Origin of the sequence: Dehalobacter sp. MCB1 (genome assembly GCF_003590275.1) — a bacterium.
GTDB lineage: Bacteria > Bacillota > Desulfitobacteriia > Desulfitobacteriales > Syntrophobotulaceae > Dehalobacter.
This window is the reverse complement of record NZ_LXPC01000003.1, coordinates 66,479-81,277: the sequence shown is the minus strand read 5'-3', so window position 1 is coordinate 81,277 and position 14,799 is coordinate 66,479. Positions and strand designations below refer to the sequence as shown.

Annotated in this window: 12 protein-coding genes and 1 pseudogene; 10 read left to right on the top strand and 3 right to left on the bottom strand. The window is 41.9% G+C overall.

Annotation, left to right across the window (positions count from 1 at the left end; genetic code table 11):
* Positions 1-4: 4 nt before the first annotated feature.
* From gatA to A7K50_RS01740, 8 genes are all read left to right on the top strand, one after another.
* Positions 5-1,468, top strand: coding sequence for an Asp-tRNA(Asn)/Glu-tRNA(Gln) amidotransferase subunit GatA (gene gatA, locus A7K50_RS01775; RefSeq protein ID WP_020492635.1), 1,464 nt, complete (start codon positions 5-7; stop codon positions 1,466-1,468).
* Positions 1,469-2,920, top strand: coding sequence for an Asp-tRNA(Asn)/Glu-tRNA(Gln) amidotransferase subunit GatB (gene gatB / locus A7K50_RS01770; protein ID WP_020492636.1), 1,452 nt, complete (start codon positions 1,469-1,471; stop codon positions 2,918-2,920).
* A gap of 139 nt (positions 2,921-3,059) precedes the next feature.
* Positions 3,060-4,199 (top strand): homocitrate synthase, encoded by a 1,140-nt coding sequence (nifV, locus tag A7K50_RS01765; protein ID WP_020492637.1) that lies wholly within the window; start codon positions 3,060-3,062, stop codon positions 4,197-4,199.
* 82 nt (positions 4,200-4,281) lie between these two features.
* On the top strand, positions 4,282-4,968 hold the full coding sequence (locus A7K50_RS01760; RefSeq protein ID WP_020492638.1) for a type II CAAX endopeptidase family protein: 687 nt from the start codon (positions 4,282-4,284) through the stop codon (positions 4,966-4,968).
* 176 nt (positions 4,969-5,144) lie between these two features.
* Positions 5,145-6,482 (top strand): 23S rRNA (uracil(1939)-C(5))-methyltransferase RlmD, encoded by a 1,338-nt coding sequence (gene rlmD / locus A7K50_RS01755; RefSeq protein WP_020492639.1) that lies wholly within the window; start codon positions 5,145-5,147, stop codon positions 6,480-6,482.
* 109 nt (positions 6,483-6,591) lie between these two features.
* Complete coding sequence (locus tag A7K50_RS01750; RefSeq protein WP_020492640.1) at positions 6,592-7,848, top strand: recombinase family protein; 1,257 nt, start codon at positions 6,592-6,594, stop codon at positions 7,846-7,848.
* Positions 7,849-7,943: 95 nt separating this feature from the next.
* The gene (locus tag A7K50_RS01745; RefSeq protein ID WP_026156552.1) at positions 7,944-9,011 is read left to right on the top strand and encodes an ATP-binding protein; all 1,068 of its coding nucleotides are present in this window, start codon (positions 7,944-7,946) and stop codon (positions 9,009-9,011) included.
* Positions 9,004-11,268 carry a S8 family peptidase gene (locus A7K50_RS01740; protein ID WP_020492642.1) on the top strand — a complete coding sequence of 755 codons (2,265 nt, stop codon included), beginning with the start codon at positions 9,004-9,006 and terminating at the stop codon, positions 11,266-11,268. The genes A7K50_RS01745 and A7K50_RS01740 overlap by 8 nt, the downstream gene beginning before the upstream one ends.
* Positions 11,269-11,736: 468 nt before the next feature.
* Here A7K50_RS01740 and A7K50_RS01735 read toward each other — a convergent pair whose 3' ends face one another.
* A complete protein-coding gene (locus tag A7K50_RS01735) occupies positions 11,737-12,579 on the bottom strand; it encodes an SDR family oxidoreductase (RefSeq protein ID WP_026156553.1) in 843 nt (280 codons plus the stop codon).
* 262 nt (positions 12,580-12,841) lie between these two features.
* On the opposite strand from A7K50_RS01735, the gene A7K50_RS14280 reads away from it, so the two are divergent.
* On the top strand, positions 12,842-13,090 hold the full coding sequence (locus tag A7K50_RS14280; RefSeq protein WP_243103603.1) for a hypothetical protein: 249 nt from the start codon (positions 12,842-12,844) through the stop codon (positions 13,088-13,090).
* A complete protein-coding gene (locus A7K50_RS01730) occupies positions 13,038-13,706 on the top strand; it encodes an AraC family transcriptional regulator (protein ID WP_348980857.1) in 669 nt (222 codons plus the stop codon). The genes A7K50_RS14280 and A7K50_RS01730 overlap by 53 nt, the downstream gene beginning before the upstream one ends.
* Before the next feature lie 201 nt (positions 13,707-13,907).
* Here A7K50_RS01730 and A7K50_RS01725 read toward each other — a convergent pair whose 3' ends face one another.
* Both A7K50_RS01725 and A7K50_RS14520 read right to left on the bottom strand, forming a co-directional pair.
* The gene (locus A7K50_RS01725; RefSeq protein WP_083916800.1) at positions 13,908-14,693 is read right to left on the bottom strand and encodes an integrase core domain-containing protein; all 786 of its coding nucleotides are present in this window, start codon (positions 14,691-14,693) and stop codon (positions 13,908-13,910) included.
* A pseudogene (locus A7K50_RS14520) lies at positions 14,686-14,775 on the bottom strand (DNA recombinase); the annotation flags it as partial. The pseudogene A7K50_RS14520 and the gene A7K50_RS01725, both read right to left, overlap by 8 nt.
* Positions 14,776-14,799: the final 24 nt, after the last annotated feature.

Sequence of the window (14,799 nt, the reverse complement as noted above, 5' to 3'; positions counted from 1 at the left end):
GTTCATGACAATTTTTAAGTCACTTGAAGAACTACATCATATGCTCGTACAGAAAGAGATCAGCTGCGTGGAATTAACCAGAGCGTATCTCGACTATGTTGACAGTGCGGATTGCTGGGTTAAAGCGTTTTTGACGGTAACCGCGGATTCGGCGCTGACCAAAGCAACGGAAATTGATAAGAAGATTACTGCAGGGGAAAGTCTTGGACCGCTCGAAGGGCTGCCCATGGCTCTGAAAGATAATATGTGTACGGAAGGAATCCCGACCACCTGCGGTTCACGGATTCTTGAAAATTTCAATCCGCCCTATAACGCCACGGTGACTGAACGGCTGAACGCGGCAGGGGCCGTGCTGGTCGGCAAACTGAATATGGATGAATTTGCGATGGGGTCCTCCACCGAAAACTCCGGTTACTATCCGACTGCGAATCCGTGGCATTTAGATAGAGTACCGGGCGGATCTTCCGGAGGTTCGGCTGCCTGTGTCGCAGCAAGGGAAGTGCCGTTTGCGCTCGGTTCGGATACCGGAGGTTCCATTCGCCAGCCTGCAGCCTTCTGTGGAGTCGTTGGCCTGAAGCCTACCTACGGTGCTGTGTCACGCTACGGCCTCGTCGCTTTTGCTTCATCACTTGATCAGATTGGACCACTCACGACGAACGTCAAGGATAATGCCCTAGTCCTGAATACGATCGCAGGCCATGATCCGAAGGATTCCACTTCAGTACCGTTTGTTAAGCCAGATTATACCCAATTTTTAGAAAAAAATGTAAAAGGCCTTAAAATCGGGATTCCCGATGAATATTTTGCTTCCGGCCTGAACCCGGATGTTGCTGAAGTAATTCAAAAGGCGATCCGAACCTTTGAAAGCCTGGGCGCCGAAGTCGAGCGCTGTTCACTGCCGCATACGGAATATGCCATGCCGGCGTACTACATTATAGCTCCGGCCGAATGCAGTTCGAACCTGGCCCGTTATGACGGGGTCCGCTATGGTTACCGTGCCGAGGCCGATGATATGAGCGAGATGTTCAAAAAGACCAGGGAAAAAGGCTTTGGCCAGGAGGTTAAGCGCAGGATCATGCTCGGAACGTACGCCTTAAGCTCGGGTTATTATGATGCCTATTACCTGAAGGCCCAGAAAGTGCGGACGTTAATCAAGCAGGACTTTGACCGCGCTTTTGCCAAATATGACGTGCTGCTGTCACCAACAGCGCCGACCACCGCGTATAAGATCGGTGAAAAATCAGATCCTTTGGCCATGTATATGGGAGATGTCTATACGATCCCGGTTAACCTGGCCGGTTTGCCGGCTATTTCCGTGCCGGCAGGATTTGTCGACGGAATGCCGGTCGGGATGCAGCTGATCAGCAAGCATTTTGATGAAGGTACGCTGTACAAAGCTGCTTATGCGTTTGAACAAAATACTGAGTATCATCTGCAGATGCCTGCGCTGCTCAAGGAGGTGCGCTAGATGTCTTTCGCTGATAAATATGAAATGGTTTGCGGCGTGGAGACCCACGTTGAGATGGCTACGAAAACCAAGATCTTTTGCGGCTGTTCGACGGAATTCGGCGGAGCGCAGAATACGCATGTTTGTCCGGTCTGTCTGGGACTGCCGGGCGTCCTGCCGGTGCTAAACAAAGAAGTCGTCAACCTCGCCATCAAGGCGGGTTTGGCATTGAACTGCGAGATTGCCCAATTCTCCAAATTTGATCGGAAAAACTATTTTTATCCGGATTTAACGAAAAACTATCAGACATCCCAATATGACCTGCCAATCTGTAAAAGCGGCTGGCTGGACATAACAGTGAATGGAACGAATAAACGAATTGGCATTACGAGAGCTCATATGGAAGAGGATGCCGGAAAACTGGTGCATAGCGGAGAGACCATTACCACGTCCAACAGTTCCGGGGTCGATTATAACCGGACGGGTGTACCGCTTCTGGAAATTGTCTCGGAACCGGATATGCGCTCAATAGATGAAGTTCTGGTTTATTTGGAACAACTGGTTCAGATCATGGATTATGCCGGAATTTCCGACTGCAAACTCGAACAGGGTTCCGTCCGTTTTGATATCAATGTCTCGCTTCGCCTGAAAGGGGCCGAGCAATTTGGCACGCGGACCGAGACCAAGAATCTGAACTCTTTCAGCTCCGTCCGCCGCTGTCTGGAATACGAAACTGAGCGTCAGGCCGAAGCCCTCGACGACGGTGAAGAAATCATCCAGGAAACGAGAACCTGGGACGAAGGAAGAGGGATGACGCTGTCGCTTCGATCCAAGGAAGAAGCCCACGACTACCGTTATTTTCCGGAGCCGGATCTGATGCCGCTCGTGATTGACCGCGACTGGGTCGAGAGAATCAGAGCGTCCATGCCGGAGCTGCCTGCCGCCAAGAAAGCAAGACTGCAGGCTCTTGGACTTTCAGAATACGACGCCGGAGTCATTATTGCTTCCAAAGCGATGGCTGCATTTTTTGACCAGGCGCTTGCCAGGATCGACGATGCCAAACTTCTAGCAAACTGGGTCATGGGAGATTTGAGCGGCCTGCTGAAAACCAACGGACGCTCTTTTGAAGATTCGCCTGTTTCTCCTGAACAGCTGGCAGGGATGTTGGCGCTGATTAAGAAAGGCGACATCAGCGGCAAGATCGGCAAGACTGTGCTGGAAGAGATCTATAACACCGGCAAGGATCCGGAGATGATCATTAAAGAGAAAGGACTTGTCCAGATCAGCGATGAAGGCGAACTCGGGAAAATCGTGGACAGCATTCTTGCCGCCAATGAAAAATCCGTCGCTGATTACCAGGCCGGCAAAGAGAGCGCGCTTGGATTTTTAGTCGGCCAGGTCATGAAAGCGACGAAAGGACAGGCTAACCCCGGCCTGGTCAATAAGCTGCTGAGAGATAAACTGGCGCAATAAAACACAATATAAAGCTCATAATAAAGCATACCAAAAGTGCAATTAAAGCACAAAAAAGCATAGTAGAGCAAGATATAGTGCCAGAATAATAAGACATACTTAATAAATACAAGAATGAACACATTTAGAGGTGGATAAAATGGGAAAAGTAGCGGATACCGGATTGGTGATTGTGGACACCACCCTGCGCGACGGGGAACAGACCGCCGGGGTTGTCTTTTCCAATCAGGAGAAATTAAGGATTGCCCGGATGCTCGACGAGATCGGGGTTAACCAGATCGAAGCGGGAATACCGATTATGGGCGGCAAAGAACTTGATGCCATCAAAGGCATCTGCAACCTCGGACTGAAGGCCAGTATCATGGGCTGGAACCGCGCCGTGATCAAGGACATTGAAGCATCACTGTCTTGCGGCTGTGATGCCGTGGCCATTTCCGTATCGACCTCAGACATTCACATCAAACATAAATTAAAAACCACGCCCGGTGCAGTTCTGGACATGATGATCAAAGCAACGGAATTTGCGAAAAAGCATGTCGATTATATCTCCGTCAATGCTGAGGACGCTTCGCGATCAGATATGAACTATCTGGTAGAATTTGCAATGGAGGCCAAAAAGGCCGGTGCAAACCGTATCCGTTATTGTGATACGATCGGGATTCTCGATCCTTTTCTAACCTTGGACAGAATCAAAACCTTAAGAGAACGCGCCGATATTGATGTGGAGATGCATACGCATAATGATTTCGGGATGGCGACGGCCAACGCTTTAGCCGGAGTGAAGGCTGGAGCCAGATTTATCGGTGTGACGGTGAACGGCCTTGGAGAAAGAGCTGGCAATGCAGCGCTGGAAGAAGTCGTCATGGCTCTGAAATACCTGGAAGAAATAAACCTTGGCTTTGTCACGGAGCGATTTGTGGAATTATCCGAATACGTCTCCAGGGCTTCAGGACGAATCCTTCCGCCCTGGAAAGCCATTGTCGGCAGCAATATGTTTGCGCATGAATCCGGTATTCATGCCGACGGCGCATTGAAGAATCCGAAAACCTATGAGGTATTCCGTCCTGAAGAAGTCGGGCTGGAAAGGCAGATTGTGATCGGTAAGCATTCAGGTACAGCCTCGATTAAAGCGAAATTCAGGGAATATGGCAGAGAGCTTACCTCTGAGCAAGCTGATAAGGTCCTGAAGCATGTAAGATCCCTTGCAGTCGATATGAAACGTTCACTTTTCGATAAGGAACTGATTTATATTTACAAAGACCTTTATGGAAATGAATAAGAGGTAGAATTACTTTCAGATGGAAATATGCCGAGACTGAACACCCATGGTTAAAAATAACAATAACTGGAGATAGGTATAAATGAACGCTTTGGAAAACCCCAGATGGAACTTCTGGCAGGCTCTTTACCTGATTCTTATTGTCTATGTTCTGGAATTTGTTTTAGGCTGGCTAAAGCCGCTAGAGAACCTTGGCTATCTGAAGGGGTATATCAGCTATCTTGTCATCGGTTTTGGCGAGGGTCTACTCTTTTTTGTTGCACTGTTTTTATTCTTCAAGATCCTGCGCGGATCATTTGCTGATTTGGGACTGACCAATTTAAACTGGAAATGCTTTCTGGCCGGACTGGGCGGCGGTATAGTGTTATTTTTTGTAGTCGGTCTTTTGGGAAATGTCCTCGTGGAATATTTCGGGAAGCCCGAACCCCAGAGCTTTGCACTGGCCGTTGAGGGCGTTGATTCCATCTGGCAGCTGATGCCGCTGGTTCTGCTAGGCGGTTTTATCGTACCGCTTAAAGAGGAAATGATTTTCAGGGGACTGATCTATCCTCCGCTGCGCCAGGGGTATGGCAAAGCGAAGGGCATTCTTTTTGCAGGACTGTTTTTCGGACTGATGCATTTCGATCTGATAAGATTTGTACCGCTGGTGATCGGAGGCCTGGTGCTGACTTTCCTATACGAAAGAAGCAAGAGCCTTTGGACTTCAGTCATTGCGCACGGGGTCTGGAATATTTTGATGGTCATCTTGATGTGGTGGCAGCGGGGATAGAGCGTATTCCTATTTCAGAGCAAAGACCCGGTGCTACAGGACACGGATAGAACATATTTCTGCAAGCGGGATAAAGACAAGATAGTGGCAAGAGAATCTGAATGAGGCTAAGATCATTCGGAGTTTGAAATAAGAGCATGTTCGGACGAGACTGCGAACAGAGAGAAGAAGGATCCATGGTTAATAAAAATGACCGACATAAGGGTACTTATTATACCGTCGCCAGAGAAGAGCGCATCGGCGCGAAAAACCTGGATATAGAAATCGTCCGTTTGGCTTCCGATGGATCCGGTGTCGGCTATACAGACGGAATCACCACCTTTGTCCCGGGGATGCTTCCGGGAGAAAAAGGCAGAATACAGCTGACGGAACAGAAGAAATCTTACCGGAGAGCACAGATTGTTAAAATTGAACAAATGTCTGAAGAAAGAGTAGAGCCGCCCTGTACAGTTTATCCCGTCTGCGGCGGCTGCAATCTTCAGCATGTTGAGTACCAGACTACGCTCATTTGGAAGCAAAGGTGGGTTGAAGATGCCCTGCGGAGAATTGGCGGATTCACCGATATTCAGGTCGAACCGGTTCTGGGCATGGACGATCCCTGGCGCTACCGTAACAAAGCAGTTTTGCACCGTGATCTGAAAGGCCGGTTTGGCTATTATTGTGAAAAGTCTAAAGATGTAACAGTTTTTGACGATTGTCTGCTGCTGAGTCAGGAGACCAACAATAGAATAAAAAGAATGCAGCAGGTGATCGGAGAATGCTGCGAGGGAATCAAGACGGCCACGTTCCGGGAAAGCAACCGCGGCAAGGGACTGCTTGTCTTTGACGGCAATACGGAAAACACGAAAGAACTGGATCGATTGATCAGTAAACTGAAAGAACAAGCTGGATTTTCTCCTCAAAGCTGTTCGATTACGATTCCCCGGAGGAATAACGTGTTTGAGGGGAGCGGGGCCCAGTATCTGAATGAACATTTAAACGATCTACGCTTCAAAGTCTCCCCGCGTTCTTTCGTTCAGGTCAATCCGGCGCAAACGGCGGTGCTGTATGGACTGGTACTGGATTGGGCCGGACTCACGGGAGAAGATGAGGTTTGGGACCTCTACTGCGGTATCGGTACGATGACCCTGATGCTGGCCCGGAAAGCCAAAAAGGTATTGGGCATCGAGGAAAATCCGTATGCGATCGCTGATGCTAAAGACAATGCCGAGGACAATAACATCACCAATGTCCGCTTTGTAGAAGGGAAAGTCGAGAAGAAGATGGCGGCACTTTCCGGAACCCCGAGCGTCGTAGTGTGCGACCCGCCCCGGGCTGGCATGGAGCCGGAAGCCCTTGAAGGACTGCTTGAGATCAGTCCGGAAAGAATCATCTATGTGTCCTGCAATCCTGCCACCCTGGCCAGGGATTTAAAGGTGCTTTGCCGGAATACTTATCGAATCGAGCGCGTACAACCAGTGGATATGTTCCCGTGGAGTCATCATTCAGAGGTTGTAGTCCTGTTGCAACGTTAAATCGTTAATGTTACAATGGATTGACAATAAGTAAACCTTGGAGCGTAAAAGCGATTTCGTTTTTTACGCTCCTTTTCTTAAGATAACTGAAACGAAGGAGGATATTTTTGTGAAAAAGATTAGGTTTATTCCGGCAAAAGGTTTAAATAAGAATACAGGAAACTTAAAAGTAGCAGCATATTGCAGAGTCAGCACCGAAATGGAAAGCCAGCAGAGCAGTATTGATCTTCAAATTAGGTATTACACTGATTTGATTCAAAAGAATCCCGAATGGGACTTTGCAGGTGTGTTTTATGATTACGAAAGTGGACTTAGAAAAGAGAAGCGTAATGGCTTGGACGAAATGCTTCAGAAGGCATATCGTGGTGAAATTGATTATATCATTACCAAGTCCATTAGCAGATTGTCCAGAAATGTATTAGATATGCTGACGATTATCCGGAGCTTGAAAGCAAAAGGCATTAATGTTTATTTTGAGAAAGAAAACTTGAATTCTATTGAAGACGAAAAAGAAATTGATATTGTTTTTAATGGGGTTATGGCACAGGAAGAAAGTCATAATTTGAGTGAAAATGTTCAGTGGGGGTATCGACGTAAATTTGAAAAAGGAGATGATTTTGCCGGCAAAATCCCCATGGGTTATAGGCGTGACAATGATGAGTGGGTAGTTCTGCCGGAAGAGGCCGATATCATAAGGAAAATCTATCAATTGTATTTAGAGGGAGCTACCTTACAGCAAATAAAAGAGTACCTGGAAGGACATCAGATTAAAACCGCTACAGGGAAAGAAGCATGGGCAACAGCAGTTGTTCAAAAGATTCTGAAGAACGAGAAATACAAGGGTGATTCTTTGCTGCAAAAAACATACACAGAAGATTTTATAACAGGCAGAAAAAGTAAAAATGTGGGGCAAAGAGATCAGTTTTATATAGAGAACAGCCATCCTGGCATTATTTCTTCTGAAGTTTTCGATAAGGTTCAGGAGGAAATGGCCAGACGCGCAAGATTAATTCATGAAGTGGATGGCACAGTAAAATCCAGCATTACCAAGTATAACGGCAAATATCTTCTGGGGAATTTGCTGGTATGCGACAATTGCGGTGCATCTTATCGAAGAAGAATAGAACGTGGCAAGGTTGTTTGGCGCTGTGCGACAAGGATTGAGAAAGGCAAAGACACCTGCCCTCACTCACCTACTCTGGATGAAGGTTGGGTAGTTGATACCCTGAGTGAGGCTGTCTGCCAGGACAGAGCTTATGATGAAAGCATAATCAGGAATGAAGTTGATAGGATCCAGGTTTATGATGCCTACATCCTGATTAACCGCACAGATGGATTGTCACAGGAGAAAAGTCTTCTGAAATGATTACAAAGAAAAATATATTTTGATATTATGTCCCATACATATATACTTATGTCCCGATATATGGTATGATGGAAAAGAGAATGGAGGTCAACATTATGAAAAAGCAAAATGTTTTAAACTTGATAAAATACCATGTTGAAAGAAATGAAAATGCGTTTAGAAACGAATCCATAAGCATAGCAAGATATTTTGACAGTATTGGTGACTATCAGTTAGCTGAATACATTATGAGCCTGATTGCAGAGTCAAATTTGTATACTCCGCAAGCTAGTGATTTTGAAAGTGAATTTTTAAAGCAACTGGATATCAGGGGAATGGCTCCGCTAAATTTACCTATAGATATATCTGATGATATAAAAGGTATTATTAATGCGGTCAACCACAATATAGGGATAAATAAATTTTTATTCGAAGGCTTGCCAGGTAGTGGGAAAACCGAGGCAGCCAAACATGTAGCTCGGTTACTTGATAGAACACTATATTATGTTGACTTTGATAACCTAATTGATAGTAAGTTAGGTCAAACCAATAAGAATATTATAAGCGTGTTTTCAGAAATAAATATGATTCCACATTCAAATAAAGTTGTTGTTTTATTTGATGAAATAGACGTGATTGCATTGGATAGGATTAATCGTAATGATGTACGAGAAATGGGCCGAGTTACTTCGACGATTTTAAGAGAACTCGATAGGTTAACTGATTTAAATAAAGAAATTGTAATTATTGCAACAACAAATTTATATACAAATTTTGATAAAGCGCTAACAAGGCGTTTTGATGCAGTGATTAATTTTAACCGATATAGCAAAGAAGACTTGATTGAAGTTGCTGAGTATTACTTCTCGTCTTTTATTAAGAATTTTAAAGGTATTTCAAAGGATACAAGGTTATTTAAAAAGATATTGGAAATATCCGACAAACTGCCTTATCCTGGAGAATTAATAAATATCATAAAAACATCTTTGGCATTCGGTGATACCAATCTCGAGCATGATTATTTAAGAAGGCTTTATAATAATTTAGTTGGTAATCTTGACCAAACTGACCTTGAACAACTTCATATACAAGGTTTTACAGTAAGAGAAATAGAAAAACTTAAGGGTGAATCCAAAAGCACCGTTTCTAGGAAGTTAAATAAGGTGGAAAACGCTGATGAATAATGTATTAGAATTGAAAGGTAAGCGGTTTGTTCAAGCGTCAAAAGGTGGTGGTGGCGGTGGTGCTGCCATGAATAGTAAAAAAGCAGTAACAAGCGAGCAATTAAATAAATTGCAATCTAAAATAAGTCGGATTGAAGAGTTTTGGAAGCAAGAAAAAAAGCCTTTTGAAGGCATATTAATTAGCGTCCATTATAATAAAATAGTTGCAAAAAGCAATCGGATTTCTGGGCTGTTTAGAGGGAATGATTCTAATTACGCTATTGTTGGTGCCAAATTCAATGAAGAAAAGAGCAAGCATATTATTACTTATTTTTTAAATGTTATAGATTTAGAGCAAAGCATTGACTTGCTTTCGAAAACAAGGCATGTGTTGAATACTAAATTTCAAGGAAGTATTGATAAACGCACTTTTGATAATGAGAAGATTTTTGGCAATGAGAAAAAGAAAATTGCAGGAACTATTCAGTTTGAACATCTCCCCATAAATAAATCTGTATTTAAACAAGTAATAGCAGATGTCTCATATATAGATGATTTTGAAGTAGAGATGGCAACACCTCAACTAAATCAAAGCATCATTACTCTATATGATACTGGCACAGATACAAAAAAATTATTTGAAGCTATAGGAATTGATATTTTAGCGAGTAAAATATTAGATAACCAGACAGTATTTTTAGACGAAAATCAGTTAAAACTTTTATTTGAAAAAGTTCCTTATCTTGTTTCAATGGCAACCGAGGACTTAGCAGAATTATCTCCGGAAGATTTTATTGAGGAATATAAGCAAGGCATGTTGTACATACCCTCTCCGACTATTGAACCTACTATTGGTGTTATCGATACCTTATTTGATAAACACGTTTATTTTAGTGAATGGGTTGAATATCGTGATATGGTTGATGATAGTATTCCAAAAAGTACAGGTGACTATCGCCATGGTACGGCTGTGTCTTCCCTTATAGTAGATGGTGCAAGGCTAAACCCATGGTTGGATGATGGTTGTGGCAGATTTAGAGTGCGACACTTTGGTGTTGCAGTTGGCTCGAAATTCTCCTCTTTTACAATTATAAAACAAATAAAAGAAATTATTGCTAATAATAAAGATATAAAGGTATGGAATATCTCACTTGGGAGCAATCAAGAAGTTAATGATAATTTTATTTCTGCAGAAGCTGCGATATTAGATCAGATTCAGTATGAAAATGATGTTATTTTTGTTGTGGCAGGAACAAATAAACCTAATATTAATATTGTGAAAATAGGATCGCCTGCTGATTCAATAAACAGTATGGTGGTTAATGCAGTGACTAAAAAAGGTTTATCAACAAAGTATGCTAGAAAAGGATTGGCATTATCGTTTTTTGCAAAACCAGATGTCAGTTATTATGGTGGAAGTGAGGAGCAATATATTAAGGTTTGTGAACCATTAGGGGCTGCAAATGTTGCAGGAACTTCATTTGCGGCTCCTTGGATTGCTCGAAAACTATCCTATTTAATTGATATTTTAGGTTTAAACAGAGAGATTGCTAAAGCAATGCTTATTGATGCAGCAAGGGATTGGAATGAAAATCCAACTCCGGAAGAGGTTGCACTTTATGGACACGGCGTTGTACCTATTAAGATAGGAGATATCGTTCAAACGAAAGATAATGAGATTAAGTTTTTGGTGTCAGATGTAAGTGAAAAGTGGAATACTTATAATTATCATTTTCCGATTCCCCTAAAAGATGATAAATATCCTTATATCGCCAGAGCGACTATGTGTTATTTCCCGATATGTGATAGAACACAAGGTGTTGATTATACTAATACTGAACTTAACCTTCATTTTGGTAGAATTAAAAATGATGGAAAAATAAATGAAATCAACAACGATAAGCAGAATCAAGATGAAGCATTAAGTACTGAAAAAAATTATCTTCTTGAAGGTGAAGCGAGGGACCGATTTAGAAAATGGGACAACGTGAAATATGTTGTGGAAAAACCGAAAGATAGAATGAGCCCAAAGAAATCATACACCAATAAGAACTGGGGAATGGAAATTAAAACAAACAATAGATTAGATCCTAAGGATGGGAGAGGTATTCGTTTTGGTGTTATAGTTACCTTAAAAGAAATCAACGGTATTAATAGGATTGATGAATTCATTAAAAATTGTACTTTAAATGGTTGGCTGGTTAATAAGCTTGATATTCAAACAAGAATTGATATTAACGAAAAAGTAAACGAAGATATTGAGTTTGAGAATAATTAAGATCTAAGGCTCTTTTATAAATGATCATATTCATAGATAGTTACTTTAGAAACGGGAAAATTTACTTAACTCTAAGGGGGTACCAGAGGGGTGCGACATCTTTTTTGTCTACTCAAGGCATACAGAAGTGGTCACGCAACTTGTCAGAAAAGGGTAATTTGATATGTTGCTGTTTCACCTCCATCCACGTTGAGATGGTAATTCTGATGACGAATAGTAGTTTTAAGGGCAAATAAGACAGGTTGACCACTATATGTAGTCATTTTGAAGCAAAAATTAAGCAAAAATCGAGCCGAAAAATTACGTTTTTTGGCTCGATTTTTTTGGGCATTTCATAGATGACATAGGGCATTTTAAATAATATAGCTCATGGTTTCTAAAGAAGTAGGGCTATTGACAGCAAGAACTGTACTTAATTTTGTATTAAACCAATATGATACAATCAATGGATAGTGTCCCTCCTGCGTTTTATTTAGTAGAAGGAAAATCAGTGGAAAGAGCCTGCTCTTTCTGTGACTCTAGTTCCTCGATACGACTGGAGAGTGCCTGATGAATTGCATAATATGACTCGCTGCCGAGAACAATTCTCTTCGGTGCTGGATTCCGGTCAACGCTGTCAATCATTATTTTTACCATTTTCAAAGGATCTCCTAAAGGTGCAGCCGCATTATTTTCAACAACGCGCCTTATAAATGATGCCGGGGAAGTCTCATAAGCATCTAGCTTGTCAGCTAATTTTAAGCTGCCCTTCAAAAAATTAGTTCGAGCCCCACCTGGCTCCACAAGTGTAAGACTGATGTTGAAGGGAGCTAATTCTTGCATTAATGCTTCAATAAATCCTTCAATACCCCATTTGGTTGCATGATATAAGGAACCTCCGGGTGAGGCGACTTGTCCGGCTACGCTAGATAGTTGAATAATTCGTCCGCTGTTCTGAGAGCGCAAGTGGGGTAAAGCGGCTCGTATTAACTGAATAGGACCGACGAGGTTTGTATTGATCTGATGGATAATTTGATCATTGGTAAACTCTTCAGCTGCACCAAAAAGACCATAACCAGCATTGCTGACAATGATATCAATTGTTCCAAGCTGCTGAAAAGCTTTGTTGATAACCTCATAAATTTCCGGTATGTCAGTTACATCTAAATGCGACACCCATAAAAGCTCTCCGTATTTAGCCTTAAGATCATCCACCGAATTCATATCGCGGACAGTACCAGCAACTTTATCGCCCCTCTCAAGGAGTTGTTCAGTCATATGCCGTCCGAAACCGCTGTTAATACCTGTTATAAACCAAGTTCTTTGTTTCATCTCTCTATACCTCATTCTTACTCAAGATTTAATCATTCAGAAATCATATCTGAATAGCTATATTATTGCAATAAAAATTGAAATAAAATATAAAGAACATGCTTAAAATTTGCCTAATCCTGCAAAGTACAAATACAAATACCTGCTATAAAAAAATTTTGATATAATATTTATAATAATCTTAAGAACTATAATCATTGAGTTAGAGAAATGATGTGAGCTAAAGTCATTATTATTCGAATAGAAGCTGGGTGAGAAAGAAGTGCTAGAACAAAAGGAGAGTATAAAAAAAGAAATATTATTTGAAGAGAGTGAATTTACCAAGCAGAAGGCATTGTATACTATGATTGAAACGGCAGAGAAGATTACTAAAGAGGATGGAATCACTAGAACAATAATTCCGTTTCTTTCTATTGTTAGGCACAGTCATGAAATTCCTATAACTCCAGGAGTTATGAATCCAAGTCATAGGAGCCTCAAAAGAATCGCCGTCTATTGGCTTACACATTGAATTTACTACAAGTGAAATTGCTTCTGTAGTGATGGATGCACATATTAAACTTAATATAAATAGTAAAGAACTTTATTTAGGAGCATTCGCAGGAAAAACAGATGAAGAACTGCTGGATTTATTTATAAGACTTTTGAAGCTCTGTGACAGACCTAAAGATAATTACTTTTTGGCGGAGCTTATTAAGCGAGAAATGATATATCGTCTATTGACTGGAGAGTATGGATACTTATTTTTTCAGCAGGTGCTTGTTGAACAGCAGGTGGATGGAATAGGTAAGGCTATAGATTGGATCAAGAAAAATTATAACTGCACTTTTACTGTGGAAGAGCTGGCAAAATTAAATAATATGAGTGTCTCAAGCCTTCACCATAAGTTCAAGGCTGTAACTACCATGGGACCATTACAATATCAGAAAGAGCTTCGTCTTCGAGAGGCAAGACGCCTAATGCTGAGAGATTCTTTGGATATTACTGCTGCTGCCATGGAAGTTGGTTATGTAAGCTCATCCCAATTTACTAGAGAATATAAGCGACTTTTTGGAAAGCCACCACTTAAAGATATAAGTGCTTTGCGAAAAAGTTTTAGAGCAGGTGTATTCGAAAGCAGCATATAAGATTACTTAAATCATTATAAATCGAAAAATCACTTAATAAATCCGCCAGCAGACAAAGGTGTAGCCTGCAAAAGTAGCACAAAAAATGACAGCAATAAAAAGACGTTTTGGCGTCTGGATCCAGGACCTGCTATTTTTGCGCATAGCAAAAAAAACATTGATCCAGGTGAACCAACTCAATCAGTTGATTGATAATAAAAATCAAGCTGCCCGTTTCTTGTAATTGTGATATAATCCTCCAAGAACAGGATCAGAAACCAAAATCGTATCAGCTACAGTGGAAACAGGCCATTCAATTGACGGAATAGGTGTCTGGCATTCAATACCCTGATGCGTCCTTGAAGGATTGTAATATCTATTAATATATTCACTAAGCAAATATTCAAGATGCCTTTCATTAAACGGAATAATATGATCAAGCAATTCCCGACGGAGGATACCACCGACTCTTTCGCAAATACCATTTTGCCAGGGGCAGTGATAGCCAGTCTTTTTGGATTTAATATTTGTGTTATTGAGGAATTGCTGGAAGTAAGCAAAGGTAAAAATGGTATCGTTGTCATGAATCAAATATTCCGGTGTTGCGCCATAGGGCGTTGCCTCCCTGATCTGCTGTGCTACCCATGCAGAGGATGGATTGGAAGTGACGGCAGAATGTTTGATCTTCCTGCGGTCATGACTTATGATAATGAGTACATACAGTACCTTGAAATACAAAGTCGGGACAACAAAGAAATCTATAGCCCAGATGCCCTTTTTATGGTTGTTAAGAGAGGTTTTCCACGACTGAATCTGTTTTCCGCTTGAGGTCTTTGGTGATTTGCCAATATATTTCGCAATGGTGTTGGGCACGGGAGCATCAGAAATACCAAGGTTAACCAGCCGCTCATGAATTTTCTCAGGAGAAATCAGAGGGTTTTCCCAATGAATTCTTTTGATCAGGGCTATGGTAGTGCCTTGTTCGTTTTCAGACTCAATCTTACACATCCACCGTCATTCCGGACTTAAATTCCACGGTGAATTTGTCCTCATAAACGGTGACTTTCTCAATCAGCCGCTGGACAAGCTGCGCAATTTATCTAGATTTCGGCCT

What these genes read in the sequence shown, in the direction of transcription:
- gatB (WP_020492636.1), top strand. Translation starts at nt 1,469, where the DNA reads ATGTCTTTCGCTGATAAATATGAAATGGTTTGCGGCGTGGAGACCCAC.
- A7K50_RS01735 (WP_026156553.1), bottom strand. Translation starts at nt 12,579, where the DNA reads ATGAAACAAAGAACTTGGTTTATAACAGGTATTAACAGCGGTTTCGGA.
- A7K50_RS01745 (WP_026156552.1), top strand. Translation starts at nt 7,944, where the DNA reads ATGAAAAAGCAAAATGTTTTAAACTTGATAAAATACCATGTTGAAAGA.
- rlmD (WP_020492639.1), top strand. Translation starts at nt 5,145, where the DNA reads ATGGTTAATAAAAATGACCGACATAAGGGTACTTATTATACCGTCGCC.
- A7K50_RS01760 (WP_020492638.1), top strand. Translation starts at nt 4,282, where the DNA reads ATGAACGCTTTGGAAAACCCCAGATGGAACTTCTGGCAGGCTCTTTAC.
- gatA (WP_020492635.1), top strand. Translation starts at nt 5, where the DNA reads ATGACAATTTTTAAGTCACTTGAAGAACTACATCATATGCTCGTACAG.
- A7K50_RS01725 (WP_083916800.1), bottom strand. Translation starts at nt 14,693, where the DNA reads ATGTGTAAGATTGAGTCTGAAAACGAACAAGGCACTACCATAGCCCTG.
- nifV (WP_020492637.1), top strand. Translation starts at nt 3,060, where the DNA reads ATGGGAAAAGTAGCGGATACCGGATTGGTGATTGTGGACACCACCCTG.
- A7K50_RS01740 (WP_020492642.1), top strand. Translation starts at nt 9,004, where the DNA reads ATGAATAATGTATTAGAATTGAAAGGTAAGCGGTTTGTTCAAGCGTCA.